13 protein-coding genes are annotated in these 20210 nt (G+C 76.1%); 3 read left to right on the top strand and 10 right to left on the bottom strand.

Translation table 11 applies throughout. From position 1 onward, the window contains the following. Positions 1-11 precede the first annotated feature (11 nt). Positions 12-629 (bottom strand): PadR family transcriptional regulator, encoded by a 618-nt coding sequence (locus tag OO57_RS07205; RefSeq protein WP_033251457.1) that lies wholly within the window; start codon positions 627-629, stop codon positions 12-14. A 189-nt stretch (positions 630-818) separates the two neighbouring features. Here OO57_RS07205 and OO57_RS07200 point away from each other — a divergent pair, with 189 nt between their 5' ends. Next, positions 819-1724 (top strand): endonuclease/exonuclease/phosphatase family protein, encoded by a 906-nt coding sequence (locus OO57_RS07200; RefSeq protein WP_199811219.1) that lies wholly within the window; start codon positions 819-821, stop codon positions 1722-1724. Positions 1725-1740: 16 nt separating this feature from the next. Here the strand turns inward: OO57_RS07200 and OO57_RS07195 are convergent, their stop codons facing one another. The 4 genes from OO57_RS07195 to OO57_RS07180 form a co-directional block, all read right to left on the bottom strand. Continuing rightward, positions 1741-2928, bottom strand: a complete 1188-nt coding sequence (locus OO57_RS07195; protein WP_051776795.1) for a PP2C family protein-serine/threonine phosphatase — start codon at positions 2926-2928, stop codon at positions 1741-1743. Between the two features lie 199 nt (positions 2929-3127). Beyond that, positions 3128-6316 carry an ATP-dependent DNA helicase gene (locus OO57_RS07190; protein WP_033251456.1) on the bottom strand — a complete coding sequence of 1063 codons (3189 nt, stop codon included), beginning with the start codon at positions 6314-6316 and terminating at the stop codon, positions 3128-3130. Continuing rightward, positions 6303-9575: an ATP-dependent helicase gene (locus OO57_RS07185; RefSeq protein ID WP_051776793.1), complete on the bottom strand. Its 3273-nt coding sequence runs from the start codon at positions 9573-9575 to the stop codon at positions 6303-6305. Before OO57_RS07185 ends, OO57_RS07190 begins: the two co-directional genes overlap by 14 nt. A gap of 105 nt (positions 9576-9680) precedes the next feature. Further along, a complete protein-coding gene (locus tag OO57_RS07180) occupies positions 9681-10019 on the bottom strand; it encodes an MGMT family protein (RefSeq protein ID WP_033251455.1) in 339 nt (112 codons plus the stop codon). Positions 10020-10150: 131 nt separating this feature from the next. Here OO57_RS07180 and OO57_RS07175 point away from each other — a divergent pair, with 131 nt between their 5' ends. Then, positions 10151-12907: a lysylphosphatidylglycerol synthase transmembrane domain-containing protein gene (locus OO57_RS07175; protein ID WP_234337246.1), complete on the top strand. Its 2757-nt coding sequence runs from the start codon at positions 10151-10153 to the stop codon at positions 12905-12907. A gap of 25 nt (positions 12908-12932) precedes the next feature. On the opposite strand, the gene OO57_RS07170 is transcribed toward OO57_RS07175, so the two are convergent. After that, entirely contained in the window at positions 12933-13844 is a 912-nt protein-coding gene (locus OO57_RS07170) for an NAD-dependent epimerase/dehydratase family protein (RefSeq protein ID WP_033251454.1), read from the bottom strand. Positions 13845-13999: 155 nt separating this feature from the next. On the opposite strand from OO57_RS07170, the gene OO57_RS07165 reads away from it, so the two are divergent. Further along, the gene (locus OO57_RS07165; protein ID WP_033251453.1) at positions 14000-14710 is read left to right on the top strand and encodes a TetR/AcrR family transcriptional regulator; all 711 of its coding nucleotides are present in this window, start codon (positions 14000-14002) and stop codon (positions 14708-14710) included. Positions 14711-14799: 89 nt separating this feature from the next. Here the strand turns inward: OO57_RS07165 and moeZ are convergent, their stop codons facing one another. The 4 genes from moeZ to OO57_RS07145 form a co-directional block, all read right to left on the bottom strand. After that, positions 14800-15978: an adenylyltransferase/sulfurtransferase MoeZ gene (moeZ, locus tag OO57_RS07160; RefSeq protein ID WP_033251452.1), complete on the bottom strand. Its 1179-nt coding sequence runs from the start codon at positions 15976-15978 to the stop codon at positions 14800-14802. 160 nt (positions 15979-16138) lie between these two features. After that, a complete protein-coding gene (locus OO57_RS07155; RefSeq protein ID WP_033251451.1) occupies positions 16139-17083 on the bottom strand; it encodes an NAD-dependent epimerase/dehydratase family protein in 945 nt (314 codons plus the stop codon). Between the two features lie 421 nt (positions 17084-17504). Further along, positions 17505-18530: a hypothetical protein gene (locus OO57_RS46690; protein WP_033251450.1), complete on the bottom strand. Its 1026-nt coding sequence runs from the start codon at positions 18528-18530 to the stop codon at positions 17505-17507. Beyond that, positions 18527-20101 carry a DUF3492 domain-containing protein gene (locus tag OO57_RS07145; protein WP_051776790.1) on the bottom strand — a complete coding sequence of 525 codons (1575 nt, stop codon included), beginning with the start codon at positions 20099-20101 and terminating at the stop codon, positions 18527-18529. Before OO57_RS07145 ends, OO57_RS46690 begins: the two co-directional genes overlap by 4 nt. Positions 20102-20210 lie beyond the last annotated feature (109 nt).

The following is a 20210-nucleotide window of genomic DNA, read 5'->3' as shown; positions in this document are numbered from 1 at the left end:
CCCCAGGAGGTTCAGGTGCGGCCGCGGTCGCGGCTCTTGACGGCGCGTCGGGCGGGCGGCGCGGCGGCGGGTTCGGACGGCTCGGCGGTGGCGGTGCGTTCGGCGTGCTGGGCGAGCCGGGACTCGCAGTGGTCCAGCCAGCGGATCTCCGCCTCGGTCTGGAAGATCAGCTGCTCCAGCACCAGCAGCCAGGCCAGGTCGCCGCCGGAGCCGGTGTCGGCGGCCAGCGCGCGGCCCTTGAGCCGGGTGTAGTCCTGGAGCGCCTGCATGCTGTGCCGGCGCTGGCCGTGCACCACCGCGGCGACGTCGACGCCGGGGATGGCGACCGCCATCGCGAGCTTGATCGCGAGTTCGTCGCGGGGCGGGTTGGTGCGCGGCACCGGGGTGTCGAACCAGCGGCGCAGTTCGACGCGTCCCTCGTCGGTGACGGCGTAGAACTGGTGGCCCTCGTCGTCCTCGCCCGCGGCCTCGACCAGGCCGTCGCGCTCCAGGCGGCCCAGCGTGGTGTAGACCTGGCCGACGTTCAGCGGCCAGGTCGCCCCCGTACGGGCCTCGAACTCGGTTCTCAGCTGGTAGCCGTAGCGCGGGCCCTGGTCGAGGAGGGCCAGCAGGCCGTGACGGATCGACATACCGAGTATGTATACCGGGTATGCGGCCCTCCGCTCAAGCCGCCCCCCTGCTCAAGCCGCCCCCCTGCTCAAGCCCTCCCCGCTCAGGCCCTCCCCGCTCAGGCCCTCCCCGCTCAAGCCGCCCCCGCTCAAGCCCTCCCCGCCCGAACCGCCCCCGCCCGTTCGCACCGGCCCGGTACGGTCGACGGCGTGACCACACTGCGGATCGCCACGTACAACCTGCTGCACGGCCGGCCGCTGGCCCCCGACGGCAGCCCGGCGCCCTACCCCGCCGACCCGGGCGGGCCGCTGGCCGACGCCGTCGCCTCGCTCGACGCCGACGTGCTCGCCCTCCAGGAGGTCGACCGGTACCAGGACCGCTCCGGCCGCACCGACCAGGCCGCCGTCGCCGCGAAGGCCACCGGCGCCGCCGACTGGCGCTTCGCCGCCGCGCTGCACGGCGTCCCCGCCCCCGGCGCGGGCTGGGTCACCGACCCCGACCGGCCCGGCCTGACCGTCTACGGGCCGACCGACCTGGACGACTCCCGGCCCTCGTACGGGACCGCGCTGCTCACCCGGCTGCCGGTGCTGCACTGGCGGGCCCGCCGGTTCGCGCCCGCGCCCTTCGGCCTGCCGCTGCGGGTGGCCGGGCGGCGCGGGCTGACGCCCGTCCCGGACGAGCCGCGGGCGGCGCTGGCCGCGGTGCTGGCCGGGCCGGGCGGGGAGTTCACGGTGGTGGCCGCGCACCTGTCCTTCGTGCCGGGGTGGAACGTCGCCCAGCTCGCCGCGGTCCGGCGCTGGATCGCCGACCTGCCGCAGCCCTACCTGGTGCTCGGCGACTTCAACCTGATCGGCGCGGTGCCCCGCACGGTGCTCGGCTCGGCGCACGCGATCCAGCGCACCGCGCGGCGCGAGCGCGTCCGCACCGCCCGGCGCACCCGGCTGCAGGGCTGGTACGACCTGGCCCGCACCCCCACGTACCCCTCGCACCGCCCGGCCGTGCAGTTCGACCACATCCTGGGCATCGGCGTCCCGCGCAGCTCCGTCGGCTCGGTGTCGGCGCCCCGCACGGGGGTGTCGGACCACCGGCCGCTGGTGGTGGACGTCGAGATGTGACCGGGCCGGGGCGCCGTCAGGCCGCCGTGCCCCGGGCGCCCCAGTACACGCCCTGCGCGGGCAGCGCGACCGGGTCGAACTGGAGCAGCAGCATCGCCGCGTCGTCGCCGAGCCGGTGGCCGACGTGGCGGACCACGTCGTCGTGCAGGCGCTGGAGCACGTCGCCGGGGCCGTCGTCGGCGAGCAGCGGGAGGCGGTCGGTGAGCGGGTAGAAGGCGCCGGAGCGGTCGCGGGCCTCGATGACGCCGTCGGTGTAGAGCAGGATCCGGTCGCCGGGCTCCACGTCGAGCACCTGGAGCGGGGGCCGGACGTCCGCCGGGTCCAGCACGCCCAGCGGGGGGACGGTCTCGTCGGCGGCGAGCAGCCGCGGCGGGGCGTCGCCGCGGAGCAGGACGGGCGCGGGGTGGCCGCAGTTGGCGATCTCCAGGGCGCCGTCGGGGCGGACGCCGACCAGCACCAGGGTGACGAACTCCTCCTCGACGCCGGGGTGCTCGTTCTCGTGCAGGGCCCGGTCCAGGCTGACGGCGAGCCAGCCGGCCACCTTGTCGAGGGCGGCCTCCTGGTGCGCGGCCTCGCGGAACGCGCCGAGCACGGCGGCGGCGGTCTCCACCGCGGCCAGGCCCTTGCCGCGGACGTCGCCCATCACGGCCCGCACGCCGTAGCGGGTGTGGACGACCTCGTACAGGTCGCCGCCGATGGAGGCGTGGGCCGCGGCGGCGGCGTAGCGGACGGCGGCGCGGACCGGGCCGACCCGCTCGGGGACGGGGCGCAGCAGCACCCGGCGGGCGATCTCGGCGACCAACTGGGCCTCGGCGAGGGCGAGTTCCTGCCGCAGCCGGAGGGTGGCGCTGAGGTGGCCGATGCCCGCGATCAGGACGATCGCGGCGACGGTGGCGGCGTGCACGGACTGGCCGAGGAGGCCGTGGTACCAGGCCATGCCGAAGGCGCAGACCTCGGCGAGGGCGCCGATCAGCAGCGGGTACCACGTCCGGCGGGAGACCACGGCGGCGAGGGCGGGGACGGCGGTCAGGGCGGGCTCGACGGTGACCTGGCTGTCGGCCAGCAGGTCCAGCGAGAGGATCAGCACCATGCCGACCAGCGGCAGGGCGTGCGAGGTCTTGGGCCAGGTGCCGGTGACGGTGCCCGGTACCGGGCCTGGGGTGGGGCCGTGGAGGACGTCCCTGATCCATCCGGTCGCGCTCAACGTCGGTCTCTCCAGCGGAAGGTGCGGGTGCTGCTCGGCACCTGCGGGTCTGACGGGAGGTCAGGGGGTCGGGAGGCCCTGACGGCGGCCGGAGTACGAGGGATGACCGGTTACCGACCCCACAATAGGCACGAAACGTGCAGGGCGCACAGGTTTCGCGTGATCTCGTGACGGGTTGGGTGCTCTGAGTGACTCTTTTCTACCTATTCCCGATCAGAAGATCGCTCAACTCTTTTCGGCCGGGAAGTCCTGACGGCGTTTCGACCCGCCCGGAGCGCACGTAGCAGAACGAGGCGGCGACCTCCTCCGGCGGGGCGCCGACCTGCTCGGCCCAGGCCAGCCGGTAGATGGCGAGTTGCAGCGGGTCGCCGCTCTCCTCCCGGCCGGTCTTCCAGTCCACCACCTCGTACCGCGGTGACCCAGTGCCACGGTCGGCGTCCCGGTAGACCGCGTCGATCCGGCCGCGCACCACCCGCCCCGCGAGCACCAGTTGGAAGGGCGCCTCGACCCGGTGCGGGGTGCGGCGGGCGTAGGGGCCGTGCAGGAACGCCTCCTTGAGCCGCTCCAGGTCGCGCTCGTCCTCGATCTCCTCGGCGTCCAGGCCGGGCAGCGCGTCCGGGCCGAGCAGCAGCGGCTGGTCGTAGCGGGACTGCACCCAGGCGTGGAAGCGGGTGCCGCGGCGGGCGGCGGGCGCGGGCGGGCGGGGCATCGGGCGGGCCAGGTCGCGGGCGAAGCCGTCGGGGTCGGCGGCCAGCCGCATCAGCTGGGAGGCGGACAGCGAAGCGGGCAGCTCGACGTCCCGGACGGCCCGCCGGGAGCGCTCCAACTCGCCCAGCAGGGCGGTCAGGTCGCGGTCCCAGGAGGCCAGCAGCCGCTGGTCCTCGACGCCCATCGGCTCGGCCGCGGGCGCGGGGGCCCCGGCGATCCGCTGCCGCACCACCCGGGCGACCCGGCGGCGGGCGTGCTGCGCGGCCCCGTCCAGCGGCAGCGGCCAGGGGGTCTCCACCGAGACGTCGAACGCCGGGTTCTGCGCGTCCGCCGCGGGCTCCTCGGCCCAGTGCTCGACCTCGCCGTCGCCGGGCCGCTCGCAGTGCTCGCGCAGCTGCCGCAGGAACTCCGACGGCCCGCGGCGGCGCTTCTGGGACGGCCCCCACCAGTGCCCGGAGGCCAGCAGCAGCGAGCGCGGCCGGGTGAAGGCGACGTAGCCGAGCCGCAGTTCCTCCACCTCGCCGTGCTGCGCCGTCTCCTTCTTGAACGCGCCCATGCCCTTGGCGTTCCAGGCCGGGTCGGCGGGCAGCGTGGCGGCGTCGCCGCGCAGGGCGTGCGGCAGCACCCGGCGGGTGGACGTCCAGCGCTCGCGCCCCTGGCCGGACGGGAAGCCGCCCTTGACCAGGCCGGGGACGGCGACCACGTCCCACTCCAGGCCCTTGGACTTGTGCGCGGTGAGCACCTTGACGGTGTCCTCGCCGCCGGGCAGCCCGGCGTCCAGGCCGCGCTCGTACTCCTGGGCGGCGCGCAGGAAGGCCAGGAACGCGGCCAGGCCGGGGTCGCCGTCCAGGTCGGCGAAGGAGGCGGCGATGTCCAGGAAGGAGTGCAGGGTCTCGCGGCGGCGGGCGGCCAGCGCCAGCGGGGAGGCGGAGAGTTCGACCTCCAGGCCGGTGACGGTCAGCACCCGGTGCAGGACGTCCATCAGCGGCTCGGCCAGCGCCCGGCGCAGCTCGCGGATCTCCCGGGCGAAGCGGGCGAAGCGGACCCGCGCCTCGGGCGAGAACGGCAGGTCGTCGGGCTGCTCGGCGTCGACGAAGGTCTCCAGCGCGTCGGCCAGCGAGACCACCTCGGTCGGGTCGGTCTCGGCGACGGCGGCGGCCAGGGCGTCCTGCTCGCCGGGGCGGGCGGTGCGGACGAGTTCGGCGGCGCGGCGGCCGAGCAGCGCCAGGTCGCGCGGGCCGGTGCGCCAGCGCGGGCCGATCAGCAGCCGGACCAGGGCGGCGTTCGCGGTCGGGTCCTGCAGCACCTCGCAGACCGCCACCAGGTCGGCTACCTCGGGGAGTTGCAGCAGCCCGCCGAGGCCGACCACCTCGACCGGGACCTGCCGGGCGACCAGCGCGGCGTGCAGGTCGGCGAAGGAGCTGCCGGCCCGGCAGAGCACGGCGATCCGGCCGGGCGCGGTGCCGGTGCGCACCAGGTGGGCGACCGAGTCGGCCAGCCAGTCGACCTCCTCGGCGTGGGTGGGCAGCAGCGCGACGCGGGCGTAGCCGTCGCGCTCGGCACCGGGGGCGGGCCGCAGCGCCTCCACGCCCTCGTGCATGGCGCGCAGCGGGGCGGCGAGCCGGTTGGCGAAGTCGAGCAGGCGGCCGCCGCTGCGGCGGTTCTCGCTGAGCGCGAAGCGGTGCGCCCCGCTGCCGTCGGCGCGCGGGAAGTGCCGGGGGAAGTCGTCCAGGTTGGCGACCGAGGCGCCGCGCCAGCCGTAGATCGCCTGGCAGGGGTCGCCGACCGCGGTGACCGGGTGCCCGGCGCCCCGCTCGCCGCCGAACAGGCCCGCCAGCATGAGGCGTTGGGCGACGGAGGTGTCCTGGTACTCGTCCAGCAGCACCACCCGGTACTGCGCGCGCAGCAGCTCGCCGACCTCGGGGCGCCGGGTGGCGAGCCGGGCGGAGGCGGCGATCTGGTCGCCGAAGTCGAGCAGGCCGAGCTTCTGCTTGCGGGCCCGGTAGTCCTCGACCAGGCGCAGCAGCTCCTGGCGGCCGCGGGCGGCCTTCGGGACGGCCCGCAGGTCGTCGTTGGTGAGCTTGACGGTGGCCAGCCGGTCGAGCAGTTCCTCGTCGTACGCCCGCAGCTGCGCGGGTTCGACCAGGTGCTCGGCGAGTTCGGAGTCCAGCGCGACGATCTCGGCGACCAGCGCGGAGAAGGTGCCGGTGAGCGCCGGGAAGGGGCCGCGGGCCTGGCGCAGGACGCGGGCGGCGAGCTGGAAGCGGGTGGCGTCGGCGAGCAGCCGGACGTCGGGTTCGATGCCCAGGCGCAGGCCGTGCTCCTTGAGCAGTGTCCCGGCGAAGGCGTGGTAGGTGGAGATCTGCGGTTCGCCGAGGGCGTCCTCGTCCTCCTCGCGGGCCCCGGCGCGCAGCAGGGCGGCCCGGACGCGTTCGGAGAGCTCCCCGGCCGCCTTGTTGGTGAAGGTCAGGCCGAGCACCTGCTCGGGGCGCACCGCGCCGGAGCCGACCAGCCAGACCACCCGGGCGGCCATCACGGTGGTCTTGCCGGAGCCCGCGCCGGCCACGATCACGCCGGGTTCCATGGGCGCGCCGATCGCCGCCAACTGCTCGTCGTTGAACGGGATCCCGAGCAGTTCGCGGAGCTGGGCCGGGTGCCGGAGCGGCTCAGTCGACGACATGCCGGCCGTCCCGCTGCGCGGAGCAGCTGCCGCGGAAGGCGCAGCGCCCGCAGCGCTCGCCCGCGGTGGGGGTGAACTTCTCGGCGAGCACCTTCCCGGCGGTCTCCACCAGCAGGTCCTCGATCCAGGGGGTGCTCTCCTCGGGCAGCTGCCGCTGCACCTTGGGAGCCTCCGGGTCCTTCCTGTCCGGTTCGCGCAGGTGCACCAGTTCGGCGCCGCCGGGGGTGGCGCCGTGCTCGAAGCCGGGCAGCGCGTCGAGCGCGCCGCGGCTCACCGCCAGCTGGTAGACGGCGAGCTGACGGTGGTCGGGCAGCGACTTGTCGCTCGGCACCTGCTTGCCGGTCTTGAAGTCGACGACGTACGCCCGGCCCGCGGCGTCGGCCTCGACCCGGTCCATCGAGCCGCGGATGCGCACCGCGACGCCGCCGACGTCCAGGGTCAGGTCGAAGCCGTGCTCGGTGGCGACGGTGGTGCGCTCGCGCTCCAGCACGTGCCAGCGCAGGAAGCGCTCCAGGGCGGCGCGGGCCTCGCCCTTCTCCTGGGTGGACTTCCACGGCGCGTCGAAGGCGAGGGCGTCCCAGACGGTGTCCAGGCGCTCCATCAGGACGGCCAGGTCGGCGGGGGTGCGGCCGGAGCCGACCTCGTCGGCGAGGGCGTGCACCACGTTGCCGAAGCCCTGGGCGGCGGAGGCGGTGCCGCCCGCCCTGACGTCCTTCTCCAGGAACCACTGGAGCGCGCAGGACTCCAGCTGCTCCAGGCCGCTGCCGGAGAGCCGCACGGGCTGCTCGGGCTCGCGCAGCGGCTGCGGGGCGGCGGTGGGGTCGTCCAGGCCCCACCACTGGTCGGGGTGGGCGGCGGGGACGAGCGGGCGGCCGTCCTCGTCGAGGGCGGCGGCGAGGGTGGCGAGGCGTTCGGCGGCGGCCCGGCGCAGCTGCGGGGAGCGGGTCGGGTCGACGGTGACGGCGCGCAGTTCGGCGACCAGCGCGGGCACCGACAGCGGGCGGCGCGGCCGGGAGGTGACGTCGGCGACCTTGACCCGGGGGGTGCGCTCCAGCACCTTGCCGGTGCGGGGGTCGACGCTCTCGCGGTAGAGCTCGCGCAGGAACCGGGAGGGCTCGTCGCCGTCCTCGGCGGGGGCCTTGACGGCGGTGACCACCAGCCGGTCCTTGGCCCGCGTCGCGGCGACGTAGAACAGCCGCCGCTCCTCGGCGAGCAGCGCGGCCGGGGAGAGCGGTTCGGCGAGGCCGTCGCGGCCGATCCGGTCGGCCTCCAGCAGCGAGCCGCGGCGGCGCAGGTCGGGCCAGAGGCCCTCCTGGACGCCGGCGACGACGACCAGGCGCCACTCCAGGCCCTTGGAGCGGTGCGCGGTCATCAGCCGGACGGCGTCGGGGCGCACGGCGCGCACGTGCAGGGTGTCGGCGGCGATGTCCTGGGCCTCGACCTCGGCGAGCAGGTCGAGGGCGCCGCGGTGGCCGGTGACCCGCTCCTCGGCGCGGGCCGCGGTCTCGAACAGGGCGCACAGCGCGTCCAGGTCCCGGTCGGCGTTGCGCCCGGCGGGGCCGCCGCGCAGGGCGGCCCGCTCCAGCCGCTCGCGCCAGCGCCGGGAGCCGTCCCACAGCTCCCACAGCGCGTCCTCGGCGCTCGCGCCGCCCGCCAGCAGTTCGCGGACCTTGCGCAGCAGCACGCCGAGCTCGTACGCGCGGCGGGCGTAGGGGGCGTCCAGCAGGGCGAGCAGTTCGGGGTGGTCCAGGGCCTCGCGGACCAGCTCCTCGGCGGGGCGGACCACGCCGGGGGCGCCGTCGGCGGCGAGCGCCCGGCGCTCCTCCTCGCGCAGGGTGCGGCCCAGGCGGCGCAGGTCGGAGCCGTCGAGGGCGGCGAGCGGTCCGGTGAGCAGGGTGCGCGCGAGGTCGGCGGTGAGCGCGCCGGGGCCCTCGGCGCAGACCCGCAGGGCGAGCAGCAGCGGGACGACGGCGGCCTCCTCGCGCAGCGGCAGGTCGTCGCCGTCGATCTCCAGCGGGACGCCCGCGGCGGCCAGCGCGCGGCGCACCGCCGGTATCGTCCGGGACCCGGCCCGGACCAGGACCGCCATCTCGCCCCAGGGGACGCCGTCCTCCAGGTGGGCGCGGCGCAGCAGGTCGGCGACCGAGTCGAGCTCGGCGCCGGGCGTCGGGTAGGTGTACACCTCGACGGCGCCGCCCTCCCGGGAGGGCAGCAGGGCGCGGTGCGCGGCGAGCTTGTCGGCGGGCAGCCGGCCCATCGGCATCCGGCGGGCCAGCTCGCGGGAGGCGGCCAGCAGCACCGCGCCGGAGCGCCGGGAGCGGCGCAGCACCTTGACCTCGGCGGGGCGGCCGTCGGTGCGCCGGAAGGCGTCGGGGAACTCCAGGATGCCGTTCACGTCGGCGCCGCGGAAGGCGTAGATCGACTGGTCGGGGTCGCCGACGGCGACCAGGTCGCGCCCGTCCCCGGCGAGGTGGCGCAGCAGCCGGACCTGGGCGGGATCGGTGTCCTGGTACTCGTCGACGAACACCGCGTCGTAGCGGGCGCGCAGTTCGGCGGCGACCTCGGGCCGCCCGGCGAGCAGCACGGCGCGGTGGACCAGCTCGGCGTAGTCGAGAACGCCGCGCAGGTCCAGCACGTCCAGGTAGGCGGCCAGGAAGTGCGCAGCGGCGGCCCAGTCGGGGCGCCGCACGCCCGCCGCGAAGCGCTCCAGCTCCTGCTCGCCGAGGCCGAGCTCGCGGCTGCGGGCGAGCACGGCGCGGACCTCGTCGGCGAAGCCGCGGGTGGTCAGGCAGGCCCGCAGGTCCAGCGGCCAGTCGATGGTGCCGACGCCCGCCTTCGCGTCCTCGGCGCCGCCCGCGAGCAGTTCGCGGACCATCACGTCCTGCTCGGGGCCGGAGAGCAGGCGCAGCGGCTCGGCGTACTCCTCGGGCGGCTGGTGGGCGCGCAGCAGGGCGTAGCAGAACGAGTGGAAGGTGGTGGCCTGCGGGGCGGTGGCGCCGATCCGGGCGGTCATCCGGTCGCGCAGCTCCATCGCGGCCTTGCGGCTGAAGGTCAGCACCAGGACGCGCTCGGGCGCGGTGCCGTCGGCGACCCGCCGGGCGACCGCCTCGACCAGGGTGGTGGTCTTGCCCGTCCCGGGGCCCGCGAGCACCAGCAGCGGCCCCGAGGCGTGCTCGACGACCGCCTGCTGGAAGGCGTCCAGCTGCGGCGGGTCGGGCTGGGCGAGGGGGTTGCGCACCAGGCGGAACGGTGAGGTCACTGCGGTCCAGGGTCGTACGGCGGTTCAGCGGCGGGCCGTGGGGTGGCCCGCCACGACGAGCCTACGATCCTGCACCCACAGACCCCTCCGGCGCACCCCCGCTGCTCAGGGCGTCCCGTCCCAGCGGGCGGCCCGCAGGTCGACCCGCGGTTCGCCGCCGACGGTGCGCAGCGGGGTGCCCTCGGCCCGGTACTCGGGCAGCGCGCGGTGCTCGTGGCCGGGCAGCGGCCGCCCGTCCGCCCGGATCACCCGCCACCAGGGCACCGGCGCCCCGTACAGCGCCATCACCCGGCCGACCTGCCGGGGGCCGCCGCGGCCCAGGTACTCGGCGACGTCGCCGTACGTCATGACCCTCCCGGGCGGGATGCGTTCGGCGAGGTCGAGCACCGCCTCGGCGTACGGCGGGATCGCGGGGGCGTCCTCGGGGTCGGTCATCCGCCGCATTCTTCCCCATCCGGTCGATTTCCCGCACCCCGTGCGGGCGACCCGGCGCGCGGGATGCCGCCCCTGGACCGCAGCCGGGTGGCGGGCATGGCAGCATCTTCGGGGCAGTGCGACGCACGAGGACGAAGACCATGACGACCGGGACGGCCGAATTGAACGTGGACGAGGGCTCCGAGCAGCCCGCCACCGACGGTTCCGCCGGGCGTCCGGTCGACCTGCGCCACCGGGGACGGGACGCGCACCACACGGGGGAGGCAACGGTGGCCGCACAGCTGCCGTCGGACGACGGGCCGGACCGTCCGGACGCACCGGAGCGGCCGCCGGAGCCGGACGGGGAGCCAGCGCCGGACGCCGAGGAGCCGGCGCCGGACGCCGAGGAGCCGGCGCCGGACGCCGAGGAGCCGGCCGGCGAGTACCTGGCCGTCGACGAGCCGCTGCTCGCCCCGCGCGCGCACCGCCCGTCCGACCTGCTGAAGTTCCTGGGCGGCCTGTTCCTGATCATCCTGGTGTTCGTGCTGGCGCAGGTGGCGGTCTCCACCACCACCGGCATCGAGAAGGACATCACGGTCAACGCCGACCGGATCCCCGGCGTGCTGTCGAAGATCTCCGCGCTGGTCTCCTCCATCGCGGTGCTCACCGTGCCGCTGGCCTTCGCGGTCGAGCGGCTGATCAAGCGCGACGGCCTGCGGGTCGCCGACGGCGTGCTCGCCTCGGTGCTGGCGTACGGCGTCTCGCTGGGCGTCGACTGGTGGGTCGCGGCCAGCGCCCCCGAGGAGATCCGCAACGCGCTGACCCAGTTCCCGCCGGGCGGCGGGGAGACGCTCACCGACCCGGTGCACGGCTACCTGGCGCCCGTCATCGCCTACATGACGGCGGTCGGCATGTCGAGCCGGCCGCGCTGGCGGGTCGCCCTGTGGGTGGTGGTGATCCTCTCCGGGGCGGCCGAGCTGATCAACGGCAACACCACGCCGCTGTCCCTGGTGCTGACCGTCCTGATCGGCTGGTCGGTGGCGTACGGCACGCTGTACGCGATCGGCTCGCCGAACATCCGCCCCACCGGGCAGCACCTGATGATCGGCCTGCGCAAGGTCGGCTTCGCCCCGTCCGCCGCCCACCTGGCCCCGGCCGCGCCCGGCGGCACCCGCCGCTACCTGGTCACCCAGCAGACCGGCCCGCTGCTGGACGTCCACATCATCGACCGCGAGCAGCAGGCGTCCGGCTTCTTCTACCGCGCCTGGCGCCGCCTGCGGCTGCGCTCCGTCGCCGTCCGCCGCAGCCCCCAGTCGCTGCGCCAGGCCCTGGAGCAGGAGGCCCTGATCGCGTACGCGGCGGCCGCCTCCGGGGCCCGCGCCCCGCAGCTGGTCGCCACCTCCGAGCTCGGCCCGGACGCCGCGATCCTGGTCTACGAGAACGTGGCCGGGCGGACGCTGGACGAGCTCGCCGACGAGGAGGTCACCGACGCGGTGATGGCCTCGTTCTGGAGTTCCGTCTCCACCCTGCACGAGCGCCGGATCGCCCACCGCCGCCTCACCGGCGAGTCCCTGCTGGCCGTCGACGAGCGCACCGGCTGCCTGGTCAACCTCTCCGGCGGCGACATCGCCGCGGGCGACCTCACGCTGCGCATCGACGTCGCCCAGCTGCTCACCACCTTCGCCCTGCGGGTCGGCCCGGAGCGCGCGGTGGCCGTCGCCACCGACGTCCTCGGCCCGACCCGGGTCGCCGAGGCGCTGCCGCTGCTGCAGCCCGTCGGCCTGAGCCGGCAGACCCGCGGCGACCTCCAGCGGATGACCAAGGAGCGCAAGGCCGCCGCCCAGGCCCTCGCCCTCAAGCAGGTCGCCGCGGGCGAGCGCACCCAGCAGCAGGCCGAGGAGGACATCGCCCAGGCCGGCGAGGACCTGCTCGCGAAGATCCGGGCGCAGATCCTGCAGATCGCCCCCGAGGCGCCGCTGGCCCCCGCCAAGCTGGAACGCCTCAAGCCCAAGACCCTGATCATGGTGGTGGCGCTCACCTTCGCCGCCTACCTGGCGCTGACCACGATCCGGCCCGACCAGTTCAAGGTCTCCCAGATGAACTGGGCGTGGGCCTCGGTCGCGCTGGCCGCCTCCGCGTTCTCGTACGTGGCCGCCGCGATGAGCCTGACCGGCTTCGTCCCGGAGAAGCTCCCGTTCTGGCGCACCGTGGCCGCCCAGCTGGCCGGCTCCTTCGTCAAGCTGGTCGCCCCGGCCGCGGTCGGCGGCATCGCCCTGAACACCCGCTACCTGCAGAAGGCCGGCATCCGCCCGGTCCAGGCCGTCGCCTCGGTCGGCGCCTCGCAGCTGGCCGGGCTCGGCGGCCACCTGCTGCTGCTGTTCGCCTTCGGCCTGATCACCGGCTCGCAGACCAACGGCGACCTCGGCGCCTCCCGGGCCGTCATCATCGGCGTGCTCAGCGCCGCCGTCCTGGCCCTGGTCGTCGCCGCGGTCGCCCCGCTGCGCCGCTTCGTGGTGACCCGGGTCCGCTCGCTGCTGTTCGGCGTCATCCCGCGGATGCTCGACCTGATGCAGACCCCCCGCAAGCTGGTCACCGGCTTCGGCGGCATCATCCTGCTGACCCTCTCCTTCACCGCCTGCCTGGACGCCTCCGTGCACGCCTTCGGCGGCGGCGCCAACGTCACCTACGCGGCCGTCGCGGTGGTCTTCCTCACCGCCAACGCGGCCGGCTCCGCCGTCCCCACCCCCGGCGGCATCGGCCCGGTCGAGATCGCCCTGATCACCGCCCTCACCGTCGCGGGCGTCCCCGCCACGGCCGCCACCCCCGCCGTCTTCCTCTACCGCCTGCTCACCTTCTGGCTCCCGGTCCTCCCGGGCTGGATCGCCTACAACATCCTCCAGCGCAGGAACGCCCTCTGAGTGAGCGCCCCCGTCGGGGCCTCCGCTACGGCAGCAGGTCCGCAACGATCCGCTCCCACTCCACCGGCGCCAGCCCGAACGCCTCCCGGGTCGCGGTGTCGTCGATGACGAAGGGCCGCTCGAACTGGTACGCCGTCTCGCGGACGGCCCGGACGGTCGGGTTGACCAGGCCGAGCAGGGCCAGCACCGGCCGCGGGATCGCGGTGACCTTCGGGGCGGGCCGCCCCGCGACCGCGCAGAGGTCGGCGACGACCTGCCGCTGGCTGCGCGGCGGGTTGCTGGGGACGTGCCAGGCGCACCCCCAGGCGCGCCCCTCGGTGGCGGCGGTGACCAGCAGCCGGGCGGTGTCCTCGGGGGCGGTCCAGCTGTGCGGGGCGTCGGGGTCGCCGATGACCTGGACGGTGCGGCCGGCCAGCGCGCGGCCGAGGGCCCGTCCGTCGAAGACGCCGGTGACGCCCGGGCCGAGGTAGTCGGAGCCGCGCACCTCGGTGGCCCGGACGCGCCCGGCCCGGTGCGCGGCCAGCGCCTCGCGCCACATCGCGGCGCGGACCCCGCCCTTCACCGAGTTGGGCCGCAGCGGGCTGTCGGGGCGCATCGGGCCGTCCACCGCGCCGTAGCCGTACAGGTTGGAGACGGTGGCGAGCACGGCGCCGGTGCGTTCGGCGGCGGTCAGCAGGGACGCGGCGAGCGGCGGCCAGACCTCGGCCCAGCGGTGGTAGGGCGGGTTGGCGCAGTTGTAGACCGCGGCCGCGCCCGCCGCGGCGGCGCTGAGCGCGTCGGTGTCGGCGGCGTCCAGGTGCAGGCGGCGGACGCCGTCGAGCGGGTGGGTGGCGGCGGCGGTGCGGGTGACGACCACGACCTCCTCGCCGCGCTCGGCGAGGAGCCGGGCGGTGGTGGAGCCGACCGGTCCGGCGCCGACGACCAGGTGCTTGCTCATGGGGGAACGCTCCGCTCGGAGTCCGGGAGAACGGTGTTCTCGCTCGCTCCCCAGCCTGGCGCAGCCGCCGGACCACTGTCAAGAACAGTGTTCTCGACCGAGAACGACGTACCCGAATGTTGCGCCCGTTCTCGCCCGCTGGGAGGATGACCGGCATGCCGAAGGCCCCCACCCCCCGCGAGCGGGTCCGCGCCGAGTTCACCCGCGAGATCAAGGACGCCGCCCGCCGCCAGCTCGCCGAGCACGGGCCCGCCGGGCTCTCCATGCGCACGCTGGCCAAGGAGGTGGGCCTGGTCTCCGCCTCCGCGCTGTACCGCTACTACCCGGGCCGGGACGCCCTGCTGACCGCGCTGATCGCGGACGCCTACGACGCACTGGGCGACGCCGCGGACGCCGCCGCGGACCCGTTCGACGGCACCGACCACGCGGGCCGCTGGCTGGCCGTCTGCCGGGCCGTCCGCGGCTGGGCGGTGGCCCACCCGCACGAGTTCGCACTGGTCCACGGCTCCCCCGTGCCCGGCTACACCGCCCCCGAGGACACCACCGGGCCCGGCAGGCGGCTGCCGCTGCTGATCGGCCGACTCTTCCAGGAGGCCGCCGCCGCGGGCGCCTACCGCCCGCTCGGCGACCCGGCCGTCCCCGCCGCGGCCCGGGCCGCGCTCGCCCCGCTGCTGGACCGGATGCCCCCCGACGCGCCCGACCACCTGGTGGTCTCCGCGCTGGCCGCCTGGAGCGACCTGCTGGGCGCGCTCGCCCTGGAGGTGTTCGGCACCCTCGGCCGATTCACCACCGACCCGGCGGCGTACTTCGACCACCTGATGCACCGCACCGGCACCCTGCTCGGCCTGACCGCTCGCCCGGCCTGACCGCCCGCCCGGCCTGACCGCCCCCTGAACGCACGAGACCGCCCGGCCGGGGGACTCCCCGACCGGGCGGTCTCGGCCGCACGCGTCCGTCAGTAGACGGGCTTCTCCGGCTCGATCTGGTTGACCCAGCCGATCACGCCGCCGCCCAGGTGCACCGCGTCCGCGAAGCCCGCGGACTTGAGGACCGCGAGGACCTCGGCGGAGCGCACGCCGGTCTTGCAGTGCAGCACGATGCGCTTGTCCTGCGGCAGGTCCTGGAGGGCGTTGCCCATCAGGAACTCGTTCTTCGGGATCAGGCGGGCGCCCGGGATCGAGACGATCTCGTACTCGTTGACCTCGCGGACGTCGATGATGTCGATCGCCTCGCCGTTGTCGATCCACTCCTTGAGCTGCTTGGAGGTGATCGTGGAGCCGACCGCGGCCGCGGAGGCCTCCTCCGAGACGACGCCGCAGAAGGACTCGTAGTCGATCAGCTCGGTGACCGTCGGGTTCTCGCCGCAGACGGCGCAGTTCGGGTCCTTGCGGACCTTCACCGAGCGGTACTGCATCTCCAGGGCGTCGTAGATCATCAGTCGGCCGACCAGCGGCTCGCCGATGCCGGCCAGCAGCTTGATGGCCTCGTTGACCTGGATCGAGCCGATCGAGGCGCACAGCACGCCCAGCACGCCGCCCTCGGCGCAGGACGGGACCATGCCCGGCGGCGGGGCCTCCGGGTAGAGGCAGCGGTAGCAGGGGCCGTGCTCGGCCCAGAACACGCTGGCCTGGCCGTCGAAGCGGTAGATCGAACCCCACACGTACGGCTTGCCGAGCAGCACCGCGGCGTCGTTCACCAGGTACCGGGTGGCGAAGTTGTCGGTGCCGTCGACGATCAGGTCGTAGCCGGAGAAGATCTCCATCACGTTGTCGTTGTCCAGGCGCTCCTCGTGCAGGACCACCTCGACCAGCGGGTTGATCTCCTTGACCGAGTCGCGCGCGGACTCCGCCTTGGACCGGCCGATGTCGGACTGGCCGTGGATGATCTGGCGCTGCAGGTTCGACTCGTCGACGGTGTCGAACTCGACGATGCCGAGCGTGCCGACACCGGCGGCGGCCATGTACATCAGGGCCGGGGACCCGAGGCCACCGGCGCCGACGCACAGCACCTTGGCGTTCTTCAGCCGCTTCTGCCCGTCCATGCCCACGTCGGGGATGATCAGGTGGCGGGAGTACCGGCGGACCTCTTCGACGGTGAGCTCGGCGGCGGGCTCGACCAGGGGTGGCAGCGACACGGGGACTCCGATGGTCGTCAGGTTCTGTTCGACTACGCCAACAGTGTCACGTGCCCGGGGTATTCCAAGACAGCGGGTCCAGTGGGTGAGATGCCCGACACCGGATGCCGAGACCTCGGCTCCCCGGGCCAACCCCCTGGTCAGGCCCGGCCGTTCTGGATCACACCCGGCAGGCGGTCTCCAGCCAGACGTCCCCGAGCGACTCCTCCAGCGGCACCTGCGTCCGCCATCCGAGACGGTCCCGGGCGGTCCGGACGTCCGCCTGCCGCCACTGCACCGGCTCGACCACCGCCCGCGCCTCCACCGCCCGCAGCCCCTCCGCGCCCGCCTGCTGCGCGGGCAGCACCACCTGCCGGGCGTCCTCGCTGACGGTGCCCTCGAAACCGGACGCCCGCACCAGCAGGTGCGCCGCGTCCCGGGCCCGGACGGCGTGGCCGGAGCCGATGTTGATCACCCCGGTGGCGGCCGAGACCGCCGCCGCCTGGATCGCCCGCGCCACGTCCCGGACGTCCACGAAGTCCCGGTAGCCGGACAGGTCGGGCATCCGGACCTGGCCCTCGTCCTGCTCCAGCGCCCGCCGCAGCCCCTCCGCCAGCCGCCCGAACAGCGAGGCCGTCGGCGCCCCCGGCCCCACCACGTCGAACACCCGCAGCACCAGCGCGTCCAGCCCCGAGTTCAGCACCAGCTCGGTGCCCGCCAGCTTCGACACCCCGTACGGGCCCACCGGCCGCGGCTCCGCGCTCTCCGGGATCGGCCCCCCGGGCTGCGCGGGCCCGTACTCGGCCGCCGACCCCACGTGCACCAGCCGCGCGGGCTCCCGACTGCGCCGGATCGCCTCGCAGACCGTCGCCACCGCGAGCGTGTTGGACCGGATCAGCGTCCGCGACGTCCCGTACGTGGCCCCCGCGCAGTTGATCACCACCTGCGCGGCCACCGCGTCCAGGAACCGGGCCAGCGCCCCCGGACTCCCCGCGGCCAGGTCGAACCGGATGTCCGCGGAGTCCCCCCGCCCCAGCACCGTCACCTGGAGTCCCTCCTCCGCCAGCAGCCGATCGGCCACCCGCCGACCGATGAACCCGTCGGCCCCCAGCAGCAGCACCCTCATCGGGTCCCAGTCCTTCCCTCAGGCCCGGCACCCGCCGGACGAAACCGAATCTGACCAACACCCCGGGCCGCCGCCCCGGAATCCCGACGCCCTCGCGGACGAAGCCCCGCACCGCCAACAGCCCCACAGCCGGAGCCCCGCGCAGCCGGAACCCCGCAGCACGAGACCGCCCACCAGCCCCGCCCCCGACGGCCGCCCTCCCGAGCGAACCCCCGCACCAGCCCGGCACAGCCGACAGCCCCACAGCCGGAGCCCGGCGCAGCCGGAACCCCGCACCGCGCAACCGCCCACCAGCCCCGGCCCACACCGGCACTCCCGCGGGCGGAGCCCCGCGCCGGCGCGGCGCGCGCCCGGGCGGGGGTGGCCCGCGGGCCCGCTGCTGTCGGCGCCGTCGTTCCGCCGCCCGTTGCCGGAACCGCTCTCATCGGTACGCCCCGGGCCCCGTGGAGGGCGGCCAGGTGGTGCCGGCCAGGAGGAGGGCGGGGCCGAGGGCGGCGGCGGAGAGGCCGCCGGTCGGGGAGGCGCCGAGCCAGTGGGCGGGACCGGGGAGGGCGAGGAGGGCGGCGCCGGTTGCGGCGGTGAGGACGGCGGCCGCGGCTGCGGTCGGACGTCCGGCGTCGCGGGCGGCGGTGGCGAGCAGCGGCAGGGTGCCGAGCAGCAGGAGCGCGGCCCACCCGGTGGCCGGGGTGCCACCGGCGACGGCCCAGCCGGTCCCGGCGAGGGCGGCGAGTTGCGCCAGCACGGCCAGCGGCAGCGCGAACCGCAGCCGGGAGCGGTACTCCCCCAGCGTGGCGGCCCCGCCCTGTCGTTGACCGAACCGGCGCAGCCAGGCGGCCGCCCATCCGGCGGTGGCCGCGCCGAGCGCGGCGGCGAGCGCGGCGCGGGGTGCGGCGGCGGCGAGGAGCGCCAGCAGCAGGCCGGTGCCCGCGCCCTGGCCGAGCGCGGCCCACGGGACGGTCCGCCGGGCAGGCGCCGGTGCCGGTTCCCGCTGCTCCGCCCCCCACCCGTCCACCGCCCCGTCCGGCGCCCCGCCCGCTTCCCCGTCCGGCACCCCGCCCACCGCCCCGTCCGGCCGCCGTCCGGTCAGGACGCCCGCGCCCGCGCCGAGCAGGACGGCGAGCGTCCCGCCGGGCAGGCCGCCGAGGGTGGCGGCGGGGAGCAGCGGCAGCAGGTGGGCGGTGGCGGTGCGGAGGGCGGCGAGCGGGAGGGTGCGGAGGGGTGCGGCGGGCGGCAGGGGTTCGCGGGTGGGCGGGCGGCGGGGGACGCGGGCGTACAGCTCCTCGGCGAGGCCGAAGACGTCGGCGTGCCGGTAGCGGTCGGCGCCGTCGGTGGCCAGGCCGGAGTCCTCCAGGGCGGCGGCGATCTCCAGCGGGTCGACCGCCTGTTCGCACAGGGCCCGGTTGCTGTCGAGGAGTTCGCGGACGGGGTCGGCGGGGGCGCTGGTCACAGCGCCTCCGCGAGGGCGGGCCCCGCCGCGCGCGGCGCCTTCTCGGCGGGCGCCGACTGCGGCGGGGTGGTGCCGCCGGAGACCCAGTACTCGGCGGGGCGGGCGAAGGGGCGGGCCTGGGTGCCGGGGCGGGCCGGGAAGGCCGGGTAGCGGGAGACCAGGTCGAGGTAGATCTCGCGGAAGGCGCCGACCACGGGTTCCACGGCGAAGCGTTCCTGCGCCCGGAGCCGGCCGGCCAGGCCGAGCCGGGAGCGGCGTTCGTGGTCGGTGAGCAGGGCGAGGCAGGCGGCGGCGAGGGCGCGCGGGCTGCGCGGCGGCACCAGCAGGCCGGTGGGGCCGAGCGCTTCGCGGGCGACGCCGACCTCGGTGGAGACCACGGCCCGTCCGCTGAGCATGGCGTCGGCGAGCAGCCGGGGGCTGCGCTGGGCGAGCGCGCTGAACACCACGACGCTGCCGGACTCCCAGGCCGCGGCCGAGCTGCGGGGCCGTCCGGCGAACTCGACGGCGTCGGCGATGCCGAGCCGTCCGGCGATGGCGGTGCAGTGCGCGAGGTAGCCGGGGGCGCTCTCCTCGCCGTACAGCTTCAGTCTGGCGGCGGGCAGTTCGGCCCGGACCCGGGCGAAGGCGTGCAGCATCAGTTCGGGGTCGCGGCCGGGTTCGAGGGCGCCGGCCCAGACCAGGGTGGGCGCCTCGGGTTCCTTCCCGGCGGCGGGCCGTTCGGTGGCGGTGGTGCCCTCGTGGACGATCCGGGTGCGGGCGGCCTCGCCGCCGCAGCGCTGCTGCCACTGCCGGTCGTACTCGCTGCCGGGGGTGAGCACGGCGGCCTGCCGGTAGGTCTCCTCGGTGAGCTGCCGGAAGAAGGACAGCAGCAGGGCGCGCACCGGCCAGCGGTACGGGGCGCTGCGGTAGCCGCGGTACTGCTCGCGCAGGTGCAGGCCGTGCTCGGTGACCACGAACGGGACGCCGTGCAGTTCGCGCGCGACCAGCGCGGGCAGCGCGGCCGGTCCGCCGCCGACCACGTGGCACAGGTCGGCGCCGCCGAGCCCGGCCGGGCCGGTGCCGTACCAGGGCGCGGAGAGCGGCCGCAGGCACTGCTCCAGCAGGTCGGCGGCGACCAGCACGTCGCAGACCAGCGGCTGGCCCCCGGCGGTGTCGGCGCCGGGCATCCGCCAGATCCGCTCCAGGGCGCGGTGGGCGTGGCCGGAGGAGAGGAACGCGGGCAGCGCCTCGTCCTCCCGGCCGAGTTCGGCGAGCCGGTACAGCGCGGGCCCGAACCCGGCCCGCTCGCCGGGCGTCACCAGGGCGCGGACGAGCTCCTCGTACGCCTTGGCGTAGGCCCGGCGGCGCAGCGCGGTCGGCCCGCGCCCGCCGGGGCGGCGGCCCCACATCGGCAGTTCGTGGACGCCGTGCAGGCCGCGGACGCCGCTGGGCGGGGCGGGGCGGTCGGCGGGCAGCAGCCGGTAGAGCCGGAACTCGTGCTCGGGCAGGCCGTCGACCAGGCGGCCGCACCAGCCCCCTTCGCCACGCTGCGCGTTGGTGAGGGTGCCCTCGGTGAGCAGAGCGATGCGCACGACGCCTCCAGAGCAGAGCGTTTCCACTGGGTTCACGGCCCTACGACACAGGGGAGTGCGTCCGTTGCTCGACGGTCGCCCGGCCGGTGCCCGCTCCCCGCGGTCACCG

Source organism: Kitasatospora phosalacinea, from assembly GCF_000717185.1.
In the GTDB taxonomy this organism is placed as follows: domain Bacteria; phylum Actinomycetota; class Actinomycetes; order Streptomycetales; family Streptomycetaceae; genus Kitasatospora; species Kitasatospora phosalacinea_A.
This window is presented reverse-complemented; position numbering and strand designations above follow the sequence as displayed.